This is a genomic window from Paraburkholderia phymatum, assembly GCF_038900715.1.
GTDB classification, from domain to species: Bacteria; Pseudomonadota; Gammaproteobacteria; order Burkholderiales; family Burkholderiaceae; genus Paraburkholderia; species Paraburkholderia phymatum_A.
On record NZ_JAYMRZ010000023.1, the window covers coordinates 1 to 25,213 of the forward strand.

The window sequence follows — 25,213 nt, forward strand, 5'->3', positions numbered from 1 at the left end:
GCAGGATCGTCGTGTGGGCCAGCGACAGGCCTCGTTCCGCCATCATTTCGACCAGATCGCGCAAGCTAAGCTTGTAGCGCAGGTACCAGCGAACACACAGGATGATCACATCGCGGTCAAAGTGACGGCCTGAACAGTTCGCCCAGGCTCTTCAGCTTGCTCATCGTCGGTTCTCAATTCGTTCAGCCCGACACCTTAACCGATTCGCCCCCGCGCTATTTGCACCAGAGCCATCTTCTTCATGCCCACATCTTACTGCGCACATCAAACTTGACATTGCCCTTGAATGTACAAAAGATCCGAGCTCTATCCGGACGACCACTATTCTGCGGCGGGGGACATCAGTCTAGCTGTCTCGTCATGGATGGAATTGACGTACTCGTCGCCTTTGCATAGAAACTGACCAGCGAGTCATGCATCTGCTGACGACTCACATCGTCTGCATACGCCATGTGACCGCCAGGGTACAGGATTCGAGTATAGCTCGCTTGCATTTGCGATTGCGGGACCCGGCCGCCCTTGGGATCCGAAACATATTGCATGTCCCAATCGACCTTTGCCGCCGGAACGACGGCATCGTAATACCCGGCAGCAGTCAACACTTGCATCTTCGGATTGGTTGCCATTTCATCCGCAATGAAAATGGTTGCGTCCGGAAATGGAAGCTGAGAACCATCTGGATAACTTGTGATATGGTTCCAGGCGGGAGCGATTATCGAATTCAGTCCTTGATATCCGGACACGGCCTGGTATTTTAGGGTGTTATAGACATACGACGCGAAAATCGGCGTGTATGCTGACAGGTCGTCAAGCGCCGGATCCCATGTCAAATAATTGTTCATGGCTTGCGAAATATCACCCCCAATCAGACTTTTTCTTAAATCATACAGCCCCAATGTTTTCCCGTTCACCATGGCGTTTGTCGTAACGATGGCGTTTTTTCGCATCAGTTGTAAATTATCAGCGGCGATTTGTGCACCCGAATCGTTGGCAAATTTAATTGTCTGTGCAAGCACGGATGAATTTGCTGGTGACCCTGTTGAAGACGAGTCGAATAGATATGGACTTTTATTTGCGGTCGCGTATACCCCATTTCCCATTAGAGAGTTAAGGGTGCCGGTATATTTTTTTGCTGCATCCTCGACGCTATCGGATGAAATCCACGAAACGTAATCCGCTTTATAGCCGCTTAAGTCGACGCCAAGAATGAAATTCAATGCGCCGCCTGACTGCGCCGTAGGTGAATTAAAAAATGAATATGCCATTGTTGGAACAATTGACGCGGCATAATTTGAGGCGAATTGGATGGGGACATCAGAAGATAGCGCATTTCCCATCGATTGAATTAATTTGCCCATTTGATTTATGCTGGCAATTGAGGGGCGCTCGGGGGAACTTGTCGTGGTTTTCCATACTTGCGGATACGGCCGTGTGAAAGCATCAATTTGTTTGTTGACGAGATCTACAGAGGGCGTTAGCTTAATAAGCTCATTAAAGGCGAAATCCTCCGATTTTTGAAAAAGCTGTGGGGAATCGACGTTTATTAGCGCTGGATCTGTAATTGCCCCCCAGTATCTTGCCGCCATCGTAACAGTGGGAAGCAAAAACGCCGGAAGGGGATACCGTCGAGCTGGCTTTACGGAGCCATCCGGATAAAGATTATAAGTTGCTTCTTCGTAGTAATTTAACGCTGGCGCCTGCATCAGAAGGCCGCTCAGTTTGATCCCATACGTATTGTGCAGCGTGTACGACATGATCCCGACGCGTGGTCCGCCGTAGGATTCACCGTAGAGCATCAGCGGCGACTGGCCGCGATTGTTGACGTTAAGGTATCGATAGATCAGCCCAGCGTTGACCGTCTCATCCGCATCGACCGCCCAAAAATCCTGATTCTTCTTTGGTGCGATCGCTTCGGAATAACCGGTTCCCGGAGGGTCGACAAAGACCATATCGGTCTTGTCGATCAACGTCTGCGGGTTATCGCCGAGGGTCACGTCATTAGGGCCGGTCACCGTGGAACCCTGTTCGGAAAATACCCGCATCGGCCCATAAGAGCCCATGCGAAGATAATTCGACGACGCACCTGGCCCGCCGTTGAAAAAGAAGGTAATCGGACGTTGCGTTACGTCCGCCCCGTCCAACGTGTAGGCGGTGTAGAAGATCGAAGCCGTTGGGGCATTGGTGCGCTCATCCCGTACGGTCAGATGCCCTGCAGTTGCCGTATAGGTCAGCGTTTGACCGTTGACGGTAATACGATGGTGTGTCACAGCAGCCCCCTCGATTGCAGAGGAAAGCGAACCGCCGGCGGTAGTGTCGTAGGCCGTATTGTCGATGTAGGGTTGATCAGCTGCTAACGGTGGCAAGGACAGAGTTGCAGGCGTGGTGGCCGAAGTTGGCCGAATTGTCAGTGGGGAAGGGGCTGAGCTTGAGGACGGTACTGCGGTTGATGTTGTGGAAACGGAACCATCGTCTCCAGCGCTACAGGCACTCATAAGACCGGCGGCGATGATGGCCGCTCCAAGATTGCTGGCTTTGATTAACGGTAGTCGATGGCCAAAATGCTTCGCAAAAGATAAACGTCCCATTTTTTACCCGTCTAGTTACTGATTTCAGATCAAATATTGCCTACCCCGTGCGCATCGGCTTTGTCGCAATAAGGGACCTGCTATGCTGAAGTCCCGAAGACGGACGATCTGACCGATGAAGCAGAACCTGAATCCCACGGTGGCGAAGGTGCTCAAGTACCTGCATTATCCGCTTGACGTAATCCTTCTCTGCGTGCGCTGGTACGTTGCGTATCCGCTGGGTCTGCGTCACCTCGAGCAGATGATGGGCGAGCGAGGAATTTCGGTTGACCATTCGACCGCGCATCGCTGGGCACTCAAACTGTTGCCGGTTCTGGAGAAGGCGTTTCGGCGCTGCAAGCGGGCGGTCGCCAGGAGTTGGCGTATGGACGAAACGTACATTGGACTCGGCGAGCGAACTCACGCTTGCCGAAGGCGAACCGCAGGAACGGAACAAAACTATTGTGCCGGGTGAGGGGCCCATCGAAATCGAACACCGAGAGCACCTTCACTCCTTTCGGGTTAGCCTCAAGCATTTCCACGCTCATCAGTTGGCCTCTGCCAGTCGGACGCTGTGCTCCCCACTACCCAGATCAGCGGCCTTCACTCCGTGCCACTTAGCGCGCTCAAGGATGTTGACCGCCCACTTGTAGTGAGTTGCGGGTTCACACATCGCGTCGTTGTGCTTGAAAACGGCAGGAGCTACATCGTTGAGGATAAACTTGGCGCAGTTGAGGTCCGCGACGCTCACTCGGAGGGTATCGTGGATGACGCTGATCTGGCTCGGATGAATAGCCGTCTTCCCTACCAGCCCATGAGCGATGTCCAGCTCCAACTCCTCCTTCAGGAGATGAGGAGTGGCGAGCTGCTCGAATACAGGAGCGGTCAGAGCAAAGCCCTGAGCCCCCATGATCCCAGCAAGCATAGGGATCACGTAGTTCATCGGCGTGTTGTAGAGCGTGGTGGCCGGATTGCGCCGCAGACCAAGACAACCCATGAGGTCGTTTCCGCCTATCCGCAGCGTGATGATGCGCTGGTTCAGGTTGGCCTTCAGAGCCTGGCCAAGCTCCACCATTGCGCCAGGGTCGAACACGTCGACTGTCTCCAGTGTGGGCATCAGGCACAGATCCGGGTTGCTCACCGCGTATTCCCAAGATTGGAGGGATTTCAGGGTCAACTTGGGTACGACGAACCCATCGACGTGCTTCATCAGGGGCCAGTCACTCAGCACCGCTGCCATCGCAGCATCGCGCGGCCGGACGAACAGCAGGGGACCATGTTCAGGGCGGCCGCCCCTAGCCTCAACATCCATGAGGAGCGCCCGCAGGTTCGCGAGCGCGCTTTCGACGTCGATCGCCGCCACCGCGTCTTCCAGGCACACCACAAGTGAGCGCAATTCTGAGATCTTGGTGCCGAAAACCACGTCCAGGATGTCACCGCGGGTAGCCGGCATGTACAGAGTCGCCCCCAGGGCGAATGGAGAAGTGGCGCCCATCAGATCGGACTCCGTATGATTGTCGCGGCACGATACGGCCCCAGGTCAGCGCCAGCTTCCTCTACGGTCACGCCCGCGCGGTCAGTGAGATGCATTAACAACTGCACGTGGCTGTCGCTGCGATCACGTACCAGAACGTGATCAGGCACACGACGCAGAACCGCTCGGGTTGCCTCAGCGATACCCGGCTTCACGCGATTCAAGTTGAAGATGCCAAAACGAGTTGCCAGCGAGGACACCACGTCATCAGCGGACGCTTGGAGTTCCAATCGCTGTTCGTTGGTCCATGGAGTTGCGGGATAAACTTCGCCCAGCGCCCCACGTTCGACCTCGATCTTATCGATGAACTCTCGGGTTACATCATGCTTAGGCAGGTGGTCGTATGTCACGCAACCATGAAGCCCACCTTGAGTCGGCCAGATGGTGCGGGATACGAGGCCGGACACGGTTGCACCGAGGGTGCCGGACGGAATTACCCAGTCCTCTGCAGAGCCAGCCAGCCAAGCGCGGCCGCAGGGGTCTGCTAGAACAACGAGGCGAGGATCTTCTGGGAAGCGCTTGTCGTCGTCCAAGGTCCGCCTGAGCTCACCGGAGATTGCGCCTTTGCCGGTCCAGCCATCCACGAAGACGATCTTTTCGGCACCGTGCAACTGGATGATGGCTTCCAGAGCCACCGTGTCGATCCCGCAATCACGAATGATGCTGACACCGTAGTGGTGAGCATCGCGGCCCATTTCGACGAGTGCCCGGCGCAGCAGGACGCCGAGGGGCACGCCTGCGCGAACAAATGAAACCAGGGCGATGCTCGGCCCGGTGTAAGCGGCATTCAATGCCAAGGCCAGGGACTGAACATTGGAAGCCATACGAGCACCGTTCTGCGCCAGGGCATGGGTGTAGAGACCCTTGTGCACGTCGGTAGGAGCCTGCTCCAAGCTTATCATCTCAGAGTAATGCTTCTGATTCGTCTGAATCAGAAGCTCCTTTTCCTCAACGTTAGTGACGCTCATCTGCACGCGTTGCAAAAGGAAATGTACATCTTCAGGGGCGTAGCTGCCGCTGCCGACGGTGCTCAGGGTGGCGAGAAGATTACTCATTGATGAGCGCCTTCACTACTGTTGCCAGTTGACTGCGCGCCGGCGTCGACCACATGTGACAGAGGTCCATGAACCCCAGGTCGGAGACGCTGTCACCGAAGCCCAGGACTGGCCGCTCGCCGTGGATCTCACGGTCGCGGCGCAACCATTCTTGAACGGCGAAGCATTTTTCCAAACCCGCAGGCAGGAAGGCGAGGTTGTTGCCGTTAACGTGGATGTGCATGCATTCCAACATGCTTCGAGATTGAACTTCGGTCAGCAACTCAGTGAGCACAGAGTCGTCGGACTCGTTGTGCTTGGTCACCACGTAGTGGCGCAGACCTTTCTCTCCAACTACCCAACTGCGCAGGGAGTAGCCCAGTTCTTTGCCGATCTGCAGGGTGGCCTCGCTCAGTGTCGACAGCCGGTCTTGAAAGGTCCGGAGCGACTCGGCCATCTGTCCGTGCCAGGTCTGGTCAAGCGATCCGTCAGGGCGGAGCATCACGCCACCATGGGAGCAAATTGCACCTTCGGTGAAAGGAAGCTTGACGCGGTTGTAGGCCTCCACGCTACGTGCGGTAACCGGAACGACGTCGGCCGAGGCCAGCAGCCAGTTGATGAAGAATTTCTGGACCGGGTTCATGTACCCGTTGGGCTGCCCATGCACGTCCAGGGTGACGATGATTCGTGGGGTGGCCTCCGCCATCTTGCCTGCGGTCTGGAACAGGGTGTCGTCGAGGTCGACGAATATCAGCGGACGATTACTGCTCATCGAAAATTACCTCCGCATTCAGGACATCAACCAGTTCTGCAGGGAGCGCTTGCGCCGGGGTTTCGGTGCAGATAAGAACTCGGTCGAACTGGCCGGGCTTCACGTTGTAGAGGAAGTTCGGAATACCGAGGCCATAGTTGTCAGAAAACGACAGCGCGTGCTCGATGGCGTGGCCTAGGGCTATAGGGGACCTGGTGGTGGAGCTGAAGTAGACATCCGCCCCGGCTCGCTCCGCGCGCTCCGCCAGCAGGAAGGGACGCCAGACGAACTCACCGGTACCCACTACGACGACTTTCTCGCCGGGCTGGATCTGAATGTCCGGTGCGAGCGTGTCGTCCACGTGGCGAACGCCCAAGCGCCCCCAGTCATTGCAGGGTGAGAGAGGCCATTCACCTATAGAAACGGCGCCGACGCGTAGCATATCCGGCAGGGGCGCGGACTGATCTTCGTGGAACTGATACGAGCCGCTCAGCAAGGATACGGCGGTGGTCGACTCTCCGATGGCCTTACGCACAGCACCCGCAGACCAGTCCGTCAGGACGCACGTGACCACTCGCTCGATCTTCTTCAGGCCGGCTTCGATTAGTGCGCGGTGCAGGTTGAGAAAGGTCTTGCCGGTAGAAGCCTCATCGTCCACCAAGACTAAAGATCGGGCCTGAAGCATCAAATCACGAACCTCGGGATCGACCGGCAGGTGGATTAAGTGGGTGCTGGCATGACTGTGCTCTTCCTCGAATCGAGCAAAGAGGTCGGTACCCAAAGGATGACGGGTACTGGTGAGGTACACGCTGTCGGAACGCGTTGCACTGTAAGCACGGTGCACGCCGGCACCGAGGCCAACTGCGGTTTCGGCCATGCCGATTACCAGCACTGGGCCGGGCATGTCCGCTGGGATCTCGCTGACGAGGCTCTCGAAACTGGCAGCCATGATCGATGGGCGCGCCGGTATGTGGCGTCCCAGAACTTTGGACACGAAGAGGAATGCCCGCTTTGGATTCCGGCGCTCTGCGAAACCGAACAAGTTAGCCGCGGGCAAGGCGGCGGCGTCGACTTTGACCTCGAGCAGTCCCCGCTTGAGTTGAGCGCGTAGGAACGTCGGTACTACATTGCTGTCCATGAACTGCTTCCTAGCTTGATGCGAGGTCGAGGACCTAACAGGCTGTTGAAAATCGCCTCGTTGTGACAACCGCGGCACTGTTTAAAAGGATTTCGGATTTTGTCGCGATAAGGGCAACGGTCATAGCAAAGCGCGATAGCATAGGATTGCTTATTTCGCCAGCGAGTAAAATTGCTCAGCGGCAGATGGCTGAGTGCCGCGAATGCATTTCATCTGCCCCTTGACGATCGTACGCATGACTTCGATGCCACCCAGAATGATGCTGGCACAGCGAAAATCTTTGAATCCCAGCATGGGACGGGTGCGACGCTTGATGGCACGGTGGTCCTGCTCTACAACGTTGTTCAGGTATTTGTTCTAGCGGACCTTGATCGGCGTCTCACGTTCGGCGTTGAGCGCTTGGGATAAGGTGATGATTGCCGGGGACGTGCCTGGACGACATACAGCGTACCGCCAGCACGTGTAGCCAAAGTGCGACCTCCGTCGAGTCTGACAATATACGTGCCAGAATGGCCGCGGTGGGATGCTGCACCGTCAGTACCGACCCGTTTGTCAGAGAAGCCATTGGGTTACGCAATAACATGAAAGGGGGCAATCTCGTGTTTTAAACCTGTGAAAGTTGCCGCGTTTACCGAACACCCATCGGAAAAGCGGGGATGTTCCGGAGCCTGGTGCGCTCACCGGCAGATGCATCACATGCCGGTAACGGACAGCTACAAGCTAATTCCCCTGCCGGATTCGATCCAAAATCTCGCAAAAAAAACCGTCAGAGCCACCTAAACCCTGACGGTCCGCCAAAAAGCCCTAGCAGTAAGCGGACCGAGGACAACCGCTCACTGCAAGCATAGGATACGAGCAGAAGCCTTAGTCGCATTTGACCGAGATCAGATCTCTCTATCTCTCTCAAAGGCAGGCAACATTCTCATGCCCGCACTGGCAACGGCCTCCCTCACGACGTGGGCAGATCAAGAACTCTCCATAGTTGCCAGTACGCCTATCCCGTGAATAGCGTGGCGTCGTGGTTACATAGAGACGATCCGTTGCTGGTGCGAAAAGTTCGGCGCCGGATTCGTCCTGTTCGCCAAAGCCGTGCGGCGCATGCCAGGCAGCACTTGGGCATCTGGATGGGATGTTCGTGACGCTCGCGGCGAGCCATATCTGTTGTGGCGCGCCGTCAACGAGCATGACGTCCGGGACTTGATGTTGCGGTGATCCTGCTCGACCAGATTATTGAGATATTTCGAGGATCGGACCTTCGTGTCCTCAGGCAGCAAGCCATCGGCCTTCATCTCGCGCACGGCGCGGTGCGAGGCTGCATAGCCATCAAGCGTGATGGTCTTCGGTGGCTGGCCCTGAAGTCTGATTGCCTTCCTGAAAAAGGCTTTTGCCGCCTTCACGTCGCGCCTGGCACTGAGCATGAAGTCTACCGTCTGACCCACCCGATCCACCGCCCGATAAAGATAGATCCACTTGCCGCGCAGCTTGAGGTAAGTCTCGTCGACGCGCCAGGACTGGCCGGTGGGCCTGCCGAAGCGGTTCCACCGTTTGACGAACTCCGGCGTAAAGCTCCGCACCCAGCAGGATCGTCGTGTGGGCCAGCGACAGGCCTCGTTCCGCCATCATTTCGACCAGATCGCGCAAGCTAAGCTTGTAGCGCAGGTACCAGCGAACACACAGGATGATCACATCGCGGTCAAAGTGACGGCCTGAACAGTTCGCCCAGGCTCTTCAGCTTGCTCATCGTCGGTTCTCAATTCGTTCAGCCCGACACCTTAACCCGATTCGCCCCGCGCTATTTGCACCAGAGCCGTGAACTCGCTGTATGGACCGCGTGGCTCGCCGAAAGTCATGCCGTTGTGACCTGTCCGCCACATCCTGACGGCATGGATCGCTCCTGCGTCGCCCCATATGCCGATCTTCTCCGGTACCTCGCCGACGGTGCCATCTTCGCGGAACGGCGATCCGCCGGATCTTCCCCGATCAACCGAAATCGCTTGTAGATACTCATATCCTGACTTTCGTGTGAGTTGGACGTGTGCAACTGACTAATGCAATTTTTACGCCGGACGGACCGTCATGCAGACACAACCCATCGACCGAACCGGCTGTCGCAAATGTCCAACATTTGTCGTACATCGGACAATGCCGGAGATATTGCAACGCAATCCAACGGGAAAAGGTAAGGTGACCGACGAACGCTTGATTGCACGGGTGAATTGATGCTTTGATTCGGCTCAGCATTGGGTCGCTTTCTTCACGATCGGCCAGGAAATCGCCGAAGCGACCGGGAAGTGCGAGCGGTACGGGGCGTTCAGGAAAAGAGTCACCCGATGGATCAAGCTGTTTCGCGAATTCTGGCGCACGAGCGGCGATTTGGTGCGGGAAGAAGCAGGGGAAACTGGGTGCCGTGCCAAGCAATAAAACGCTGGTTTCCGATCAGCTCATAGCGGATTGCCGGTAGGCAGTCCGGTATCCTTATTAGCTTGCCCACGCGATCTCCAAGCTATGCAGCGTCAGGGCACTGTCAACGTGTCGGCAGTGGCTCGGACTACGGCGAAGAATCAATCGCTCAGGAGACAGTCGACGGGTCCTAGAAATGGTTGTCAGAAGTGCCGGATGGGTGCACATGCTTTGTCGGCTTCGTTGAGTTTCCGATGTCACCGATCGCATGTTTGGTTGGTGCAGGCAATTCGGTATATGGCATGCTTTTTGGTTCTAAGCGCATCGGAGGAGCTCGCGGCGACCAGCGCACCGAATTTCTTCCGTGTCAGATGCGGACGATCCATGCCTAAGGCGTCGCGATCCACCCAAAGCAAGAGCGCGTTCAAGATGCGGAAAACCGGCAGGTCATCGGATAAGGAGCTGGCTGGGTCAGTTCCGTCCACTGCCGCGTGGCTTTTTGATCAATCAGCGCCCATATTGAGGAAGCGGTGATGGTTCAAGCTTTGGCTTTGTCAAGTTCAGACGCACGCGGGGCGACCTTGGGTGATGCAACGTTGTCCGATCAGTCAGTTCCGGTTCGACACCTTGCGGTCATACTCGACGGCAATCGACGTTGGGCCCAACGGTTGAGACTGCAGTCTATCGATGGCTACCGGGCAGGGGGGCGTAAGGTTCATGCACTGCTGTCATGGTGCAGCGAGGCGGGTATCCCGCTAGTAACGCTGTGGCCATTGTCTGCGGAAAACTTGAGTCGCGATCAGGAAGAACTGCGCGCATTGCTGACCGTCATTGTCGAGGTCTTCGAGGAACTTGCGGGCAGCCACCGCTGGCGTCTGCGCGTAATCGGCGACCTGTCCCGCCTTCCCCGTGGTGCGGCGCACCGTATTCAGAATGCTGAGCGCCGTACAGCTGGCATCGATGGGCTCACCGTAAACATTGGGGTCGCGTACAACGGCCGCCTCGAATTGCTGTATGCCATCAGGACGCTCATCGCGAACCACCTCACGGCCGGCATGCTAGACACGCTGCTGACTGGCCTCGGTCCTGAGTTGATCGCGAGCCACCTCTATACGGCAGGGCAACCCGATCCTGACCTTATCATCCGGACTTCCGGTGAGCAGCGGTTGTCTGATTTCATGCTGTGGCAGAGCGCGTACTCTGAGTTTCATTTCACGCCTGTGTGCTGGCCAGATTTCAGCCGCGCGGATTTCGATGAGGCCCTCAGGATCTATCGGTCGCGGCATCGCCGCTTTGGACAATGACATCACCTCGCAATCAGGAACGCCCGTCGTGAATGCGCTTTACCTCATCGTATTGGCGGGGCGCGGCTGCAGGGCGTCCCGGCCGAAGGCGCCGCCCGCGGACTTGTTGGACAACGACGCCATGCCGTACCGCATGCGGTCTCGCGACACACGGCTATGTGTGTATTGCCTGACTCGTGCGCATCCTGGTCAAAACAACCGTGTTGACGGCGAGAATACATCTGCCTTTTCGCATTATGCATAAGACAAGCCGCGAGTGAACGAAGTCGCCGTGCGGGAAATGTCTACCGAGGAAGTGGGGATCATCCAGTCGGGCGATTTGCTCGTAGTGTAGTGCCGGGTGATGCTGATATGGCGCGCTATCCAGGTTCGCACGGCAGTATTAATAAGAGCGAGTCTTTCCGGAGATCGAACATGAACCGACCGATTCATTCATGCAATCCCGAAATAAAGCTACGTCCGGGTAGCACGCTGCTTGCCGACAAACTGCATCTTCCGGCGCTCAACTATCCGTTTCCGGAGGGGCGTGATTCGAACACCGACGTAGTGGAAGCGGAGGTTGTGGAGTGGGCGGTCCGCCACGCATTCGTTGAGCGCGGCGGTAGGGGCGAAGCCGTGTTGCGCAGCCTTGGTCCGGCCGACCTAGTTGGGAGGATGTTTCACCGCATGGATCGCGAAGCGTTCCTGGCCGCATCGATCTGGAGCGCCTGGATGTTCCTTATGGAAGATCACTTTTGTGAGGCCGGTGCGTACCACGGATCGCCGGAGGGACTGGCGCAATTCCATCTCTGGCTGCGCGAGATCATGACCGATTCTCACGGATACGATTGGCATCCGATTTGTCAGGCGATAATCCGTCGCCTCCCTGTTGAATATACAGATCTTTGCGTCAGAACAGGAGAGGCGACTCTCGACATGGCGCGTCGCATCGAGAAGGTGAGCAGCTCGACGCAATACCTGCGATGGGTGGAAGGCATGACCTATTATTTCCTTGGCACGATCTGGCAGGTGGGCGTCAGCATTAACAGTCCGCCGCCAAGCGTGAAGGAATATTTGCTTGGACGGAGCAGCTTTGGTGGCGGAGCTCCTACCTGTGCGCTGGCCGATGTCGTCGCCGGGTACGAGGTACCGCCGAACGATTATCAGCATGTCGAAGTAAGGCGGCTTCGGACCCTCGTCGGCATTATCGCCAGTCTGTGTAACGATCTCATGTCGTTTCCGCGCGAAATCGGCATGATATGGAACCTGCCGAACATTCTGATCGCACAAGGCATGTCGCAACAGGAAGCTGTCAACGATACGGTTCGCATCCACAATGATTTGGTTCGCGAGTATCTGGAGCTGGAGGCGAGAATTAGGTCTTGGGCGGGTGACGGGCTTCAGCGTTTCCTTCACGATATGGGTACACTGATGCGCGGCCAGTACGACTGGGCACGACGCCAGAAGCGCTATGCGGCGACCGACAACTTTTTCTTCGATACGCTGGCCAATCCCCGAACAAGTTGAGGTGGTTTTGTCGCGATAACGACCCCAAGTTGAACAAATCCTGATTTGAATAGGACTGCGTATTCAGCCAACGAATAAAACTGATCAGCGAAAGTCTGTCGGGCGCCGCTGGCTTTCATCTGCCCCTTGGTGATCATGTGAGCCACGTCAAGCGAGCACGGCAGTTCGGGGCGGCATCGCGCGGCCTGAACGCTTTATGTCGTCATCGAATAAGTGACGACGATTCCATAATCGGCGAGCTTATGATAGCAATTCGACCGGATCTTGGCCGGTCCACTAACAGGTATACCTGCCTCGCCGCGCGAGGACATTCTCTCGCCATCAAAATCGTTTTAGTCACTTAACTTCAAGTTTCGCGTCACATCCACCCCTGTAAAATACAGAAGTGACTGGAGAAAAGCATGCAGAAAATCGCGGATTCAATTCGACATTCTATAAGTAACAATCACTTAAAGTCGTATGTATATAGTTACCCTTCGAAAAGATCGTATAAAGATCTACATAATATCGGCATTACGGAAGTATGGCATCCGGGTGATCGCGGGCCAGTTTCAATATATATCCATATACCGTTTTGCAGATACAAGTGTACATATTGTACGTTATTTCTAACGACCCAACATACAGAGGACCTAATACAAAATTATGTTGATAAGATATGTAACCAAATCAAATTTTATGCGAAGTACACCGGAAGCAAGACTGTTGTATCTGTGTATTTTGGTGGCGGAACCCCGACTATTCTAAACAAAAAACAATTCGGACAGATTTTTTCATCGATTCAACGTGGATTCCCGAATATTGCGTCCTCTGCCGAGCTATGTGTCGAAGGTTCTCCCGACTCGATGTCCGAGGAACTTCTCGATTTCTTGAAAAGCCAAGGCGTGAACCGAATCAGTATGGGTATCCAAACTATGGATTCCGCGGAGCTGAAGGCCAGCGGTCGCCCATACCCGGTCTCGACAACAATCTCTGCGGTAGAAAATATCCGAAAGCGTTTCGAAAATTTCAATCTGGATCTGATCTACGGTCTTTCAGGTCAGACCTACGAAAGCTGGGGAAATTCGCTCCGCCACATCGTTTCATCAGGTCCATTGACTATCTCACTGTATCCCGCAGTTAGCCGACCTCTCACAGCGATTCATAAGCAGCAGCGATTGCATCCGGAGCGATACATCGATGACCAAAACAAGTATGCGATTTACGATAGCAATGTCGAGTTCATGCAAATGAATGGATACCGACAAGAGTCCTTCACTAGGTTCACCCGTCTGCCAGAGAATACCAGCGCGTACGCTCAAGAGACCTCCGACTTTCTCGGCGTTCCGATGATCGGAATTGGAGCAGGCGCAAGAAGCTACAACGGAAAATACCACTACAGCTTCGACTATGCGGTCGACCCCAAGGAGGTCGGCAAGGCCATTGAAGATTATTTGAGCCTCGAAATCACCGAACATAGCATGGTGAGGTATGGAATTGTTCTTGATGCTTACGAAGAGCGCTTGAGATATTTCATTCTCAATCTTACGTTAAACCAACTGTCTGGGACATACTATTCATCACTGTTTGTCCGGAATCTGTATTCTGATTTTTCGGACGTAATTGATGCGCTCGAGGCTGAAGGGTGCATCGAGCCGCCGTCCAATGACAAGATTCGATTGACCAAGAAGGGTTACAAATACAGTAATTTGGTCGCGCACCATCTTTTCTCGAACCATGTGAAAACCTTGGAAGAGAGGTATGTTCCACGATGAGTAACAGTGAGCGATTTTGGGAGAAAGGTTATTCGGACGCGAAAGCGTGGACGATGGGCGGACCGAGTGTTGAGGTATTTGAAATTGAACAGTTTCTACCACGAAACTCGACTGTTATAGACATCGGCTGCGGTGAAGGCAGAAATGCGCTCTTTCTTGCCCTCAGGGGACACAAGGTGACCGCCTTGGAACTTTCCTCGAGCGCCGTAAAGAAATTTCGTTCGATTGCTGACCGTTATTCGTTGAACGTCGATGTGATCGAGGGACGGATCGAGGATTTCGTACCGGACGAAAATTATGACCTAGCTTTGGCGCACTCGTCGTTACATTTCGTAACGAAAGACGTGTGGATTCCCTTGCTTCGGGAAATGAGGCAACGGACAAAGCCGGGCGGATTTCACAACTTCACATCGATTATTGGAATTCCTCGCTACCCAGTTCCGCACGAGTGCCGACATGCCAATTCGTTTGACCGAGGCGATCTCGACTCGCAATACGCGGACTGGCAGATTCTTCGTTCCGATTTCTACGCGAAGTGGGATTCCCATCCGGGTATTCCGACGCATGTACATGCCGTTGAGAAGTTTCTCTCGAGAAAAGCAAACTCGGTCGAGCGGTTCGGGTTGACGAAGGTCGACCTTTCGAACAGCGACAGTCTTCCTTTAATCTTGTTCGACAGTATACCCCTTGGAGCCGACGCTACCGCAGTCAAGTCGATGGGTGTTCGTCCGAGACACGTCAATCGGATTGAAATGCCAGGGTGGAACATGACGTCTCCTACGGAGCTGACGGGCAACTATGTGGTTGAAGACTGGATTTTTGGGAAACACGGACTTCAATTCACACAGAGCATTTTAACGGGTAAATACGAGTATTTTACGTCACCATTTTCGTTGCGGAACTCTAGCAACTATCTTGAATCTGTCGCGATAAGGCGGTCTGCTATGCTGACGGCCTTTAAGGCGTGACCTGATCGATGACCGAAAAGCTGAGTCCGGCTGTGACAAAAGTACTCAAACGGTTGCATTACCCGCTAGACGTGATGTTGCTGTGCGTTCGGTGGTACGTGGCCTATCCGCTGAGCCTGCGTCATCTCGAACAGATGATGGCCGAGCGCGGGATCGCGGTCGATCATTCGACGGTTCATCGTTGGGCACTCAAACTGTTGCCGGTCCTGGAGAAGGCGTTTCGACGGTGCAAACGGACAGTCGGCAAGAGCTGGAGGATGGACGAGACCTACATCGAATCAGGGGTGAGTGGCGTATCTCTACCGGGCTGTCGGCAAGGCAGGCAACACCGTTGATTTTCTGCTGCGAGCCCGACGGAACAAGGCTGTGGCCCGGGCCTATTTCGAAAAGGCAATCGACCAGAATGGCGAACCCGAGACCGTGACGATCGATAAGAGCGGATCGAATCTGGCTGCCTTGCAAGCGATCAACGCCAGGCGGGATATGCCGATCAGGGTCCGCCAGAAAAAAAGTATCTGAATAACATTGCCGAACAGGATCACCGAGCCATCAAGCGTCGAACCCGCCCAATAATGGGATTCAAGAAGTTTCGTTGCGCGCGCATCATTCTGGGTGGAATCGAGACCATGCATATGATTCGCAAAGCTCAGGTGAACGATGGCGATAAGGCATCTTTCGATCAAGGCCCAGCAAGCGTATCACTTCACTGCCGACTCCTTGTCCAGCCTCAGGGGGTCACTCCACGCCGACGCGCTAAGTGGCTCAGATTTCAAATGCGCTTGACAACGAGGTCACCGCAAGAGCCGACGTCGCTGAGAGTTGCCCTCCATTTCTTGAACATGGGGCAAAGACTCAATCCTGTGCCGTCAGCTTTTCTGGCCCCTTGCACCGTTTGTCCGGAACCCCACATCTCCCACATCCGTCGGCACGATTGGAAGAAATGCGTCACACCACACCGAGATGGCCAGGCTCCGTTGGCAGAGTCGTACTCGCATGCAACGCCAGCGACCTTCAGTCGTACGCCTACCTCGTGCACATGCTCACCGGATGGCCACCGCGCGAACCTGCTGCGATCTGGTTGAGCGCTTACCGCCCCCCATCGCAAAGCTCAAACCATCGCAGGGCATTGAGTTCGACTGCGCCGCGCTTGAAGCTCTTACCGATCGATGCACATGTCGTCGCGTTGGCCCAACTATTGCATTTGCTTTTCGCGGACCATTCCTGGTGGATTTAATGACGACCGAACACGAAATCAAATCTCACGGCGCTGCAGTCACAGCCAGCGTTTTTGCGTCCGCGCCCAACACGGTTGCCGAGCCTGCGCCTGCACCGAACCCGCGACCGTTGTCTGGACGGAATCACGGGCGGGACTGCGTACACGCGCGAGGAATGCCGCCACCTCGCGTTCGAATGGATCGCGGCAACGTACATCGCTGGCTTACCGATTACCGAGGGTCGCGAATGAGCGTTCTCAACGCCAATCACCGGGTAATGCGGGCCACTGAGAATCAGTGGCACAAGATTGCCGCGCTCCTGCTGATGAAGTTGCCTGGCGAGAAGGCGTGTATCAGGGTGGTCGTGACGACCGCCCGCGAGAGGTCATGGAACCGCGAGGCGGGCGCGAGGCAGTTCTGGACGGCAATGGGCGAACTGCATGGATTCGGCTGGACTACGGCTGAGCCGTGCGATGGCATGCACGTCGCGTTCTGTTGGGCAACACCTACGGAGGTAGCATGACCTGCATTGTGGCGCTGACGGATGGCAAGAAGGTCTACATGGGTGCCGATTCGGCCGGAGCGGGTGGTTCGTACATGACGGTGCGCGCCGACCCCAAGATTTATCGGGTGGGGCCGTTCCTGATCGGCTTCACTTCGTCCTTCAGGATGGGGCAGCTTCTGGGCCATAGTCTGACCGTCGCGCCGCGCCCTGAAGGTACCGATGTGTTCGTCTTCATGTGCACAACGTTCGTTGAGGCGGTACGCGAGTGCTTTACCCGCGGCGGATACGCGCGGAAGGACGGCGAACGGGAATCGGCTGGCACTTTTCTGGTTGGACACGAGGGGCGCATCTTCCGGATTGACGGCGATTATCAGGTTGGTGAAAACGCCGTGAACTTCAATGCCTGTGGTAGCGGCGAACAGGCGGCGCTGGGCTCGCTGCATACCACCGCCGGCATGCCGATGCGGCCAGAAATCAAACTCGAACGCGCCCTGGCCGCGGCGGCCGAATTTTCAGTGGGCGTCCGTGGACCGTTCCGGATAGAAATGCTGGACGGCCAGACCGTTCAATGATCGAACGAAGAAAAGGTACGCAAACTGTGACCTACCAGCCGCTCTCTGACGACGAATGGGCGGTGGTCGAGCCGCTCTTCGGCCCGCAGACACCTGGCCTTGGCCGTCCGCGCGTCGCCGGTTTGCGGGCTGAACCCCATCCTACACGTGTTCACCACGAAATGCCTGTGGGTGCATCTGCCGCAGAATCTTGGCTACCCGCCCCACATTACCGCCCGGCGCAACTTCAAGCGCTGGCAGCAGAACGGCACGATGGACGCCGTGCTTGCGGCTCTGGGGCAGCACGGCCGCGTACTGAAGCCAGCTACGCCCCAGAAGGCGATCGGCATAGACGTCGCGGCGGCCGGAAGGACAAGACGGTAGTCACGCCGCGGTACGACAACTACTTCGCCGAACACCGGGCGGTTCCGGGAAGATCAAAGTGGTGAAACTGAAAGTGGATGAAGGCAAGAACGTCTTCGATTATTTTGGAATGCGTAGCGTCGCGTCACTGAATTTGTATGTGAACGGAAAGGAATGCGACAGGTTGTCCGGGACGTAAAGGTTGAAGGAAACGGTCAAGAAATGGCTGCGGGAATTGGGCGCCGCATTGCCGGAAGACGATGTCATTCAGCCTGAAATCATCGAGGTTCCCTCCGGACCGAAGGAGTGGTGCGCCTTCAACGGCGATGCAGCGCTCAAGGCGTTTGCAGTAGCGAAGTTATAGAACGAAATGACGCAGAACCGAGTGAGCAGGCCGGCGGGAATCCTTGCAGGTGATCAGCAATTCGAGGCAGTCATGGGAATGCCGGCAATGTTGGGCGATTTGCTCGATTTCGTTGTCGCCTTTCGTGAGCCGGACGAATCGGGGAAGCAGGCGGCGAGGGAAGTCGATATTGCGCGCGTACTGAATATCGTCGAAGACCTTCCGGTTGGGCGCTATCTCGGCCCGGCCGTGATTGGTGCGATGAGCGCTGAGGGGGCCGATTTGATTGCCGAGCTTGCACGCGTTCATGGTCGGGAATGCGCGGGGGCGTTGTGGCGGAGAACGCGCGGCGCGAGTCGTACCCGGCGCTGCCCATGCCGCGCATGACCAAACACCTACATGCTCAATGGCGACAAGGATCCGCAGGAATCATCGCGTCGGTGAAGAACGGCCTGTATGCGGTGAACTTCGGCGGCGGCCAGGTCGACACCACGAACGGCAAGTTCGTGTTCTCGGAGTCCGAGGCGTACATGATCGAGAACGGCAAGATCATCTGCCCGGTGAAGGTTGCGACGCTGATTGGCAGCGGCCCGGAATCGGTGAAGTACGTGAGCATGATCGGCAACGACATGTCGCTCGACACGGGCGTCGGCGTATGTTGCAACGAAGGTCAGAGTGTGCCGGTCGGCGTCGGCCAGCCGACCCTGCGGATCGACAAGATGACGGTCGGCGGCGTTGTTGCCTGAATACGTAGGAATTTCCATGCTGCCTACTGCAACGATTCAGGATCCAAAGGACTACAGCATCAACGGCCGATTCTTCCTGCGCTTTCTCGGATTGGCGCGTCCATATTGGACGCGACCGCGTGCGTGGCGTTCGTGGCTCGTGTTGGGTGCATGTACTGCCTTTTCGATCGTGGACACACACGGCACGGATGCTTTGTCCATCCTTGACCCGTTGTACGGCGGCCGCCCTGAACTCCGCCGTATATGCCTAGTTTGGTACCTTGAACATTGTTTTTTTCCTTCCTTCAGATCGAGTTTACACGCGATCCGCTGGAAGTCGAAATTTCGGGGGAAGCTCAGTCAGGCAGTGCGAAAGACGAGACTGCTTCGCGAAGGATGGCGACCTGATCCCTGAGCGAGTGCGCAGCCGCGGCGGCCTGCTCGACCAGTGCAGCATTCTGCTGGGTCACCTGGTCCATCTCTCCTATGGCGCGGTTCACCTGTTCTATGCCTGCACTCTGTCCGCGAGACGCATGACTGATCTCTTCCAGGATTTCATTCACGCGCCCTACCGATGCGACGATTTCCGTCATCGTGGAGCCGGCGTTGGCGACGAGCGCAGCGCCTTCTTCGACGCTGACTGTCGAGGTCCCAATTAGCGCCTTGATTTCCTTCGCCGCTGTTGCTGAGCGTTGCGCGAGGCTTCGCACTTCTGCCGCAACGACCGCGAAGCCGCGCCCCTGCTCACCCGCACGCGCGGCTTCGACGGCTGCGTTTAACGCGAGGATGTTGGTCTGGAATGCGATTCCGTCGATTACTCCAATGATGTCGCCGATCTGCCTTGAACTGTTCGTGATGTCGCCCATTTTACGGATCACGTCTTCGACGACGCTGCTGCCGCGGGTCGCAATGTCTGTGGCTTGGCTCGCCAGAATGGCGGCCATGACCGCGCTGTCGGCGTTGTGCTTCACATTCACGGTCATCTCGTCCATGCTCGATGCAGTCTGCGTTAACGCAGCCGCTTGTTCTTCCGTGCGTTGCGACAGATCCGTGTTGCCAGCTGCGATTTCGACTGCTCCGACATTGATATTCTCAGCACTGTCGGCCACTCGCGAGATGGCATCGATGAGACCTCTCCGCATCACGTTCAGCGCACGCAACAAGCTCTCTCCTTCGCGATGCATGACCGGGATGGGAGTGGCAAGATCACCACGCGCCATGCGTTGTGTCGTCGCGACCGCCACTTCTAGGTCGCCGCCGAGAGAGTGCTTTATGCTTCGCAAGACGAGCAACATCACAACAGTGCAGGCGACTCCTAGGGCAACAGTGATTCCAATCCAGCGGACAATGTCGTTGAAGAACGCTTTTTGGACGTCATCCATGTACATGCCGGTGATGAGAATCCAATCCCAAGACTCGAAGCGAAGCGCGTAGCTGGTTTTTGGTACAGATGCCTCACTCCCCGGTTTGGTCCACAGATATTCGACGAACCCGCCTTTACTCTGGCTAACCACGTTCGCCAAATCGACGAAGAGGTGCTTGCCAGCCTTGTCGGTGAAGTTTGACATGTTCTTGCCGACGAGTTCAGGCTTGAATGGGTGCATTAACGCCACCGACTGAGAATTGATCACAGTAAGGTATCCGTCGGTGCCATACCGAATCGACGAAAGCACTTCCAAGGCCTGCTTCTTCGCATCATCCTCCGAGATCGTATGCTGCTGCGAAAGCTGGTAATAATGGCTTACGATCGAGTTGGCTTCTTCGATTAGCAACGAAAGCTGTTCTTGACGATCCAAGATCGTCGTCGATCGGTGTTGCCACGCGCCGAACAAGATAATCATGATGATGCCCACCCACAGGATGACGATCGTCGAGGTGAGTTTTCTGTTGAGAGTCATGGCGCAGGCCTCTTTTCCGTTTATTGGAGACACCCCTTCCTTCGCCATCGGATGCAGCGTCGGACTAGTCGGCTTGTTCGTCAATGTGGTCGTAAGCAAGTGCTTCCACGTCGCGGAGCTCCACCTCGTGCCGACTGCCCGGCCGACTCTACAGAGCTAACGAAAGTTACAAGGTATCGAACCGCGCACCTTCAGCTTCGCTTACGACGCAGAACACGATCACTGATATCGGCCAATTTCTCGAAAAACTACCGTCGTCCAATCCTGAATATTGCGTAAGGATTCGCCTAGTCACTGAGGTGTGCACCAAATAGTGCGCAATGCGTTGTACGAGCATGAAGAGAAAAAACGATGCCAGAAAGCTGGATGGAGCCACGCAGGCGCACGTGAAGAAAATGATCGTGCAAGCGGTGCGTGGCGCGATGAGATGCAGACTGCGGTGGCGAACATTTACAGTGTGAGCCTGCGAGTGGTGAGCAAATGGATGAAGCTATGATCTCGGCGATATCCAGTCGTGGGACGTTGAGCTTCATGGTGTTCGAGGGGACGTTCAAAACGTGACGTTCATCGAATTTATGAAACGTCTGCTCAAACAGGCTACCCGCAAGCTATGCCTGATCGTTGACGGATATCCGGTACATCGATCGGTCCATGGCTGTCAGGCGCTTCGTCGTTGACAACGCAGAAGGCCTGCGTCTTATTCGGCTTCCGAAATATTGCCCCGAACAGAACCTGGACGAACTGCTCAATCAGGAACGGCCGCACGAGGTCCTGCTCGCAAAGCTGCGCGAGGCCGACCGGATTGAGTGATCCCGTGTAGTCGTCGATTTCCGCGCGGTGGGCGCAGGCCAAAAACGGGACCGAATCCCACCGACCGTGCGCGACCAGGTTCAAAGCACCACCTCATTACCGAAGCGTCCCGCTCGCGGCAATTCTCACCGGCGCCAACCGCCACGATGTCACCCAGCTTCACGCGCTGGTTGACACCATCCCGCCCATTGCTGGCGAGCGAGGCCCGCCACCGATCACGACAAATACCGCCGTCCGCTACACGCGGCCGGTATCGCCACTCAAATCACCCGACTCGGCGGGCCTTACGGCAGCGGACTGGGCAAAACACGCTGGTTGTCGAGTGCACCATCTCATGGCTTCACAACTTTCGACGACTGCGCATCCGCTTCGAACGTCTTGCATTCATCCATGAAGCCTTCATGAAAAACGCCTGTTGCATCATCTGCTGTTGAAAACTGAAGAACTCATCTTCTTAACCCTTGTTGGTTCAGATTCTGCCAGGCGCGAAGATATAAGGGATTACGAAGTCCACTTGATATGAAAAACTAGGTAAAGCCTTTCGATAAAAAACTATAGCTCAGGTTGATGGGCACTGTTTTCGACCGACACTTGCGGTTTGTTGTGATTGTCGGATTTGAGACACGAAACGTTGGAGGCGAGCGCTGTTTTCATGTACATGCACGAGTTGGCGCACATTTTGCGTCTGGGAAGCGGTCAAGCGGACCAAATGGAGAGTGGGAAGTTACGTGCCTATTAACAGCTGAACGACGCGATCTGCTTCGACCGATGCAATCCCGTTGTCTTTTGTCAAACGCGCCATGAACCACGAATGTTCTATGAAGAATTCCCGACTCATGGAACTAACGTAGCGCGGTATTGTTGGTGTTTAAAGGGATGCGCGCCACTTATGCGTGTTCATGCGGAGGTATTGGCCAAACGAGTTGTTGGAGTGATTCCGTGGCGTTCGTGTATGCCAGTGCTACTCGCAGCAACAGTACGAAGAAGTCCGGTTTGAAAAACAAGAGTCACATTTTTGGCTTCAAGAATCCCTCGAATGCGTAGCTTATCGGATTGAAAAAAGCTAAGCGGATGTCACTAACTCTGTCATTTCCGCATTCGATGCATGTATGACATGCAAGGTGCGGGCTCTAAACTATTTTTCGAAGGAAATGAGGATGGAGACGCATGTCGATTTTATTTCGCCCGTTCCTGATAGCTTGGGGTTCGACAGGAACTACTACAAAAAATACGTTGACGCTAGTGGAATACCGGTTGTCGCAGCGGCAGAAGTCGATAGTTTTGCGCTTCTTAAGGCAAAACGCATCATCGAGGTAATGGTATCAAAACATGACCCGATCCGGAGGCTGCTCGCAAATAACGTAAAGGGTTTTCTCATTATCCCAAAGAATAGAGAGATGACGACGCTTCCAGAGTATGTGGATATGGATAGACGATTCCCACTACCATGCGACGAAAAATGGGATAAAAGAGCACAGGGATGCGGCTGGATTTCTTGCCTTCCATATGTAAGTTGCAGTGAAGCGAATTTGCTCAAAGTAGGACGCCCTTTGGACAGATATCCACGTGAATCTATTTGTATCCGTGAGTTCGCACATGCTGTCATGGACGCGGGCATACTTGTTCATGACCCAGGGTTTGATGACCGTTTGAATACGTTGTATAAAGATGCGAAGGAGAAGTATCTGGGAAATTCATACGCCGGGCAAAATCCCGGCGAATATTGGGCAGTAGGGGTTCAGGCATGGTTCAATGCAGCAGATTGCGTTCATAAAGGCACGACACCAACGGATACTTTCCATAAACTACATAAAACCGATCCAAGTTTTGCTTGTGAAGTGGGTAAATGGTTTCCTTCGCCGTATGAATGTTCACCCGTTTACCCATAGATCTCTAATGCCTTTTCGTGGCGCGACGAGCCTTAATGCTCGCACATGAAGGCGAAAATTTTGATCAATGAAACGAAACGTGAATCCGGTCATGACGAAGGTGCTCTAGCGCCTGCATTATTGATCCGGCAATAAAATATTGAAACTTTGAGCGCAACACCTGGTCGGAAGTGGTATGCAAAAAATCGACTCCCGAACCTTGCCGATGGCGGCACTGAATGAACGCCGTCGCCGCGCGGTGAAGATGCGCATCGAAGGCGTAGCGTTGAAAGAGGTGGCGCTGCGTTGCGAGATGTCGCCCACGACGGTGATTGCGGCCTGCAAGGCGTACGAGGCGGGCGGCTGGCGTGCCGTGGATGTCGGGCCTCGCGGTCGTCCGTCGGGTACCGGACGCAGCCTGAGCGCAGATCAGGAGCGGGTGGTGCAGAAAATCATCCAAGACCGCACACCTGACCAGTTGAAAATGCCTTATGCCCTGTGGACCCGTCAGAGCGTGGCCGAAGTGATCGAACAGCGGTTCGGCATCCGTGTGCCGGTTCGTACGATGGGGCTGTATCTGTCGCGCTGGGGCTTCACCCCGCAAAAGCCATTGAAGAAGGCTTATGAGCAATCGCCGGCGGCGATCAGGAAGTGGCTCGATGAAGACTATCCTGCCATTGCGCAGCGGGCCCAGGCTGAAGGAGCCGAAGTCCACTGGGGCGATGAAACCGGACTGCGCTCCGACGATGTTCGGGGCCGCGGTTACGCGCCCACGGGAAAGACACCGGTGCTCAAGGTCAACGCGAAGCGTGCCGGCCTGTCGGTCATCTCCACCGTGACGAATAAAGGACAGATGCGCTGGAAGATCTTCGACGGTGCGCTGAACACCGGCATCCTGATCGACTTCATGCGACGGCTGATCACCGGGGCGAAGAAAAAGATCTTCCTGATCCTGGACAATCTGCGTGTCCATCACGGCAAGGCCGTGAAGGCCTGGCTGGGCAGGCACCGCGACCGGATCGAGGTGTTCTATCTGCCCAGCTACAGCCCTGAGCTCAATCCCAACGAGATGGCCAACGCCGACCTCAAGCAAAGCGTCACACGGCGGGCGCCAACGCGTACCAGGCTGCAACTGGTCAAGGCCACCGCGCACCATTACAGGGTTGTGCAGAAGCAACCCGAACGCATCCGGCGATACTTCCAGCATGATCCTGTCCGTTATGCGGCTTGATTTCAACATTTTATTGCCGGATCAATAACCGTCTGACAAGGTCGTGATGCGAAGGGGGTGGTATGTTACATATTCGTTAGGTCCGCGCAATTTGGAAAACGATGATTGCCGAGCGCGGAATCGAGGTCGATCATTCGCATGTGAGTCGGTGAGTTATCAGGCTCGTGCTGCTGTTTGAAATGGCGTTTCGAAAACGCAAACGACCGCCAGCCTTCAACTGTCGAAGCTACTTTTCAATGGTGATTTATATTCGTGGTAAATTCGCACTCGGAAATGATATGGACGCCGTTGCACAATTCTGTGGATTCACGGGCCCGTGCACACCCGTAAGAACCATGGCGATGTATGGAAATTCACCACGCGCTGACACGCTAACCAAACGGATTCTCGACGACATGATGGCGCAAGATCGCATCACTATATGCGGGCGCTATGGTGATGGGGCTGCAATATCTGGGCGACGAACAGCATCCTCTCGGCTTTATTCGGCGCACACCATGGGACGCTTTGATCGCGGGACACCCTCAATGGGAGACAGTGCTTGACATCAATGTGCTTGACCTGAACCAGGAGGAGGGTGGCCATATCCGGTGGGTTTTAGACGGATTCACGCTGATCTATCCGCGGTACGATCGCGCTTCGTCGTCGACAGACGATCCTGTGCACACCCCGGCCACGCGCGCAAGATGGTCGCAAAGATGCAGGCGCTCGGACACGACGAAGTCTGGTACGTGGAACACAGCGACGGTGGC

Annotated in this window: 18 protein-coding genes and 7 pseudogenes; 15 read left to right on the forward strand and 10 right to left on the reverse strand. The window is 55.4% G+C overall.

Annotation, left to right across the window (positions count from 1 at the left end):
- Both VSR68_RS32315 and VSR68_RS32320 read right to left on the reverse strand, forming a co-directional pair.
- Positions 1 to 109: pseudogene (locus VSR68_RS32315) on the reverse strand (IS6 family transposase); the annotation flags it as partial.
- A 232-nt stretch (positions 110 to 341) separates the two neighbouring features.
- Positions 342 to 2,585, reverse strand: coding sequence for a S10 family serine carboxypeptidase-like protein (locus tag VSR68_RS32320; protein ID WP_342943682.1), 2,244 nt, complete (start codon positions 2,583 to 2,585; stop codon positions 342 to 344).
- 115 nt (positions 2,586 to 2,700) lie between these two features.
- Here VSR68_RS32320 and VSR68_RS32325 point away from each other — a divergent pair.
- Positions 2,701 to 2,967, forward strand: a pseudogene (locus VSR68_RS32325) (IS6 family transposase); the annotation flags it as partial.
- Positions 2,968 to 3,111: 144 nt separating this feature from the next.
- Here the strand turns inward: VSR68_RS32325 and VSR68_RS32330 are convergent.
- The 5 genes and pseudogenes from VSR68_RS32330 to VSR68_RS32350 all read right to left on the reverse strand — a co-directional run.
- Positions 3,112 to 4,059, reverse strand: coding sequence for an HpcH/HpaI aldolase/citrate lyase family protein (locus tag VSR68_RS32330; protein ID WP_342937562.1), 948 nt, complete (start codon positions 4,057 to 4,059; stop codon positions 3,112 to 3,114).
- Positions 4,059 to 5,153 (reverse strand): cysteine protease StiP domain-containing protein, encoded by a 1,095-nt coding sequence (locus tag VSR68_RS32335; protein WP_342937561.1) that lies wholly within the window; start codon positions 5,151 to 5,153, stop codon positions 4,059 to 4,061. The genes VSR68_RS32330 and VSR68_RS32335 overlap by 1 nt, the downstream gene beginning before the upstream one ends.
- Positions 5,146 to 5,904 (reverse strand): trehalose phosphatase, encoded by a 759-nt coding sequence (locus VSR68_RS32340; RefSeq protein ID WP_342943683.1) that lies wholly within the window; start codon positions 5,902 to 5,904, stop codon positions 5,146 to 5,148. Before VSR68_RS32340 ends, VSR68_RS32335 begins: the two co-directional genes overlap by 8 nt.
- Entirely contained in the window at positions 5,894 to 7,021 is a 1,128-nt protein-coding gene (locus tag VSR68_RS32345) for a phosphoribosyltransferase domain-containing protein (protein WP_342937559.1), read from the reverse strand. The genes VSR68_RS32340 and VSR68_RS32345 overlap by 11 nt, the downstream gene beginning before the upstream one ends.
- Before the next feature lie 150 nt (positions 7,022 to 7,171).
- Positions 7,172 to 7,378, reverse strand: a pseudogene (locus VSR68_RS32350) (DDE-type integrase/transposase/recombinase); the annotation flags it as partial.
- A gap of 672 nt (positions 7,379 to 8,050) precedes the next feature.
- Here VSR68_RS32350 and VSR68_RS42940 point away from each other — a divergent pair.
- Positions 8,051 to 8,230 (forward strand): annotated as a pseudogene (locus tag VSR68_RS42940) (IS6 family transposase); the annotation flags it as partial.
- On the opposite strand, the pseudogene VSR68_RS32355 reads toward VSR68_RS42940, so the two are convergent.
- Positions 8,212 to 8,762, reverse strand: a pseudogene (locus VSR68_RS32355) (IS6 family transposase); the annotation flags it as partial. The pseudogenes VSR68_RS42940 and VSR68_RS32355 sit on opposite strands and share 19 nt — an antisense overlap.
- Positions 8,763 to 9,954: 1,192 nt before the next feature.
- Between VSR68_RS32355 and uppS the strand changes: the two are divergent.
- From uppS to VSR68_RS32400, 9 genes and pseudogenes are all read left to right on the forward strand, one after another.
- Positions 9,955 to 10,725 (forward strand): polyprenyl diphosphate synthase, encoded by a 771-nt coding sequence (gene uppS, locus VSR68_RS32360; protein WP_342937557.1) that lies wholly within the window; start codon positions 9,955 to 9,957, stop codon positions 10,723 to 10,725.
- Positions 10,726 to 11,139: 414 nt separating this feature from the next.
- On the forward strand, positions 11,140 to 12,231 hold the full coding sequence (locus VSR68_RS32365; protein WP_342937556.1) for a terpene synthase family protein: 1,092 nt from the start codon (positions 11,140 to 11,142) through the stop codon (positions 12,229 to 12,231).
- A gap of 401 nt (positions 12,232 to 12,632) precedes the next feature.
- A complete protein-coding gene (locus VSR68_RS32370; protein WP_342937555.1) occupies positions 12,633 to 13,985 on the forward strand; it encodes an STM4012 family radical SAM protein in 1,353 nt (450 codons plus the stop codon).
- Positions 13,982 to 14,953, forward strand: coding sequence for a class I SAM-dependent methyltransferase (locus tag VSR68_RS32375; RefSeq protein WP_342943684.1), 972 nt, complete (start codon positions 13,982 to 13,984; stop codon positions 14,951 to 14,953). The genes VSR68_RS32370 and VSR68_RS32375 overlap by 4 nt, the downstream gene beginning before the upstream one ends.
- Before the next feature lie 8 nt (positions 14,954 to 14,961).
- Positions 14,962 to 15,612 (forward strand): annotated as a pseudogene (locus tag VSR68_RS32380) (IS6 family transposase); the annotation flags it as partial.
- 802 nt (positions 15,613 to 16,414) lie between these two features.
- A complete protein-coding gene (locus tag VSR68_RS32385) occupies positions 16,415 to 16,690 on the forward strand; it encodes a hypothetical protein (RefSeq protein WP_342937553.1) in 276 nt (91 codons plus the stop codon).
- On the forward strand, positions 16,687 to 17,244 hold the full coding sequence (locus VSR68_RS32390) for a hypothetical protein (RefSeq protein ID WP_342937552.1): 558 nt from the start codon (positions 16,687 to 16,689) through the stop codon (positions 17,242 to 17,244). The genes VSR68_RS32385 and VSR68_RS32390 overlap by 4 nt, the downstream gene beginning before the upstream one ends.
- A 147-nt stretch (positions 17,245 to 17,391) precedes the next feature.
- The gene (locus VSR68_RS32395) at positions 17,392 to 17,607 is read left to right on the forward strand and encodes a hypothetical protein (RefSeq protein ID WP_342943685.1); all 216 of its coding nucleotides are present in this window, start codon (positions 17,392 to 17,394) and stop codon (positions 17,605 to 17,607) included.
- A 181-nt stretch (positions 17,608 to 17,788) separates the two neighbouring features.
- On the forward strand, positions 17,789 to 17,950 hold the full coding sequence (locus VSR68_RS32400) for a hypothetical protein (protein WP_342943686.1): 162 nt from the start codon (positions 17,789 to 17,791) through the stop codon (positions 17,948 to 17,950).
- Here VSR68_RS32400 and VSR68_RS32405 read toward each other — a convergent pair.
- On the reverse strand, positions 17,945 to 18,238 hold the full coding sequence (locus tag VSR68_RS32405; protein ID WP_342943687.1) for a hypothetical protein: 294 nt from the start codon (positions 18,236 to 18,238) through the stop codon (positions 17,945 to 17,947). The genes VSR68_RS32400 and VSR68_RS32405 overlap by 6 nt on opposite strands.
- Positions 18,239 to 18,261: 23 nt before the next feature.
- On the opposite strand from VSR68_RS32405, the gene VSR68_RS32410 reads away from it, so the two are divergent.
- Complete coding sequence (locus VSR68_RS32410; protein ID WP_342943688.1) at positions 18,262 to 18,675, forward strand: metallopeptidase TldD-related protein; 414 nt, start codon at positions 18,262 to 18,264, stop codon at positions 18,673 to 18,675.
- A gap of 335 nt (positions 18,676 to 19,010) precedes the next feature.
- Here the strand turns inward: VSR68_RS32410 and VSR68_RS32415 are convergent, their stop codons facing one another.
- Positions 19,011 to 20,552: a methyl-accepting chemotaxis protein gene (locus VSR68_RS32415; protein WP_342937545.1), complete on the reverse strand. Its 1,542-nt coding sequence runs from the start codon at positions 20,550 to 20,552 to the stop codon at positions 19,011 to 19,013.
- A gap of 753 nt (positions 20,553 to 21,305) precedes the next feature.
- On the opposite strand from VSR68_RS32415, the pseudogene VSR68_RS32420 reads away from it, so the two are divergent.
- From VSR68_RS32420 to VSR68_RS32430, 3 genes and pseudogenes are all read left to right on the forward strand, one after another.
- Positions 21,306 to 21,796: pseudogene (locus VSR68_RS32420) on the forward strand (transposase); the annotation flags it as partial.
- Between the two features lie 723 nt (positions 21,797 to 22,519).
- Complete coding sequence (locus tag VSR68_RS32425; protein ID WP_342943689.1) at positions 22,520 to 23,251, forward strand: hypothetical protein; 732 nt, start codon at positions 22,520 to 22,522, stop codon at positions 23,249 to 23,251.
- Between the two features lie 175 nt (positions 23,252 to 23,426).
- Positions 23,427 to 24,461 (forward strand): IS630 family transposase, encoded by a 1,035-nt coding sequence (locus tag VSR68_RS32430; RefSeq protein ID WP_090870157.1) that lies wholly within the window; start codon positions 23,427 to 23,429, stop codon positions 24,459 to 24,461.
- Positions 24,462 to 25,213: the final 752 nt, after the last annotated feature.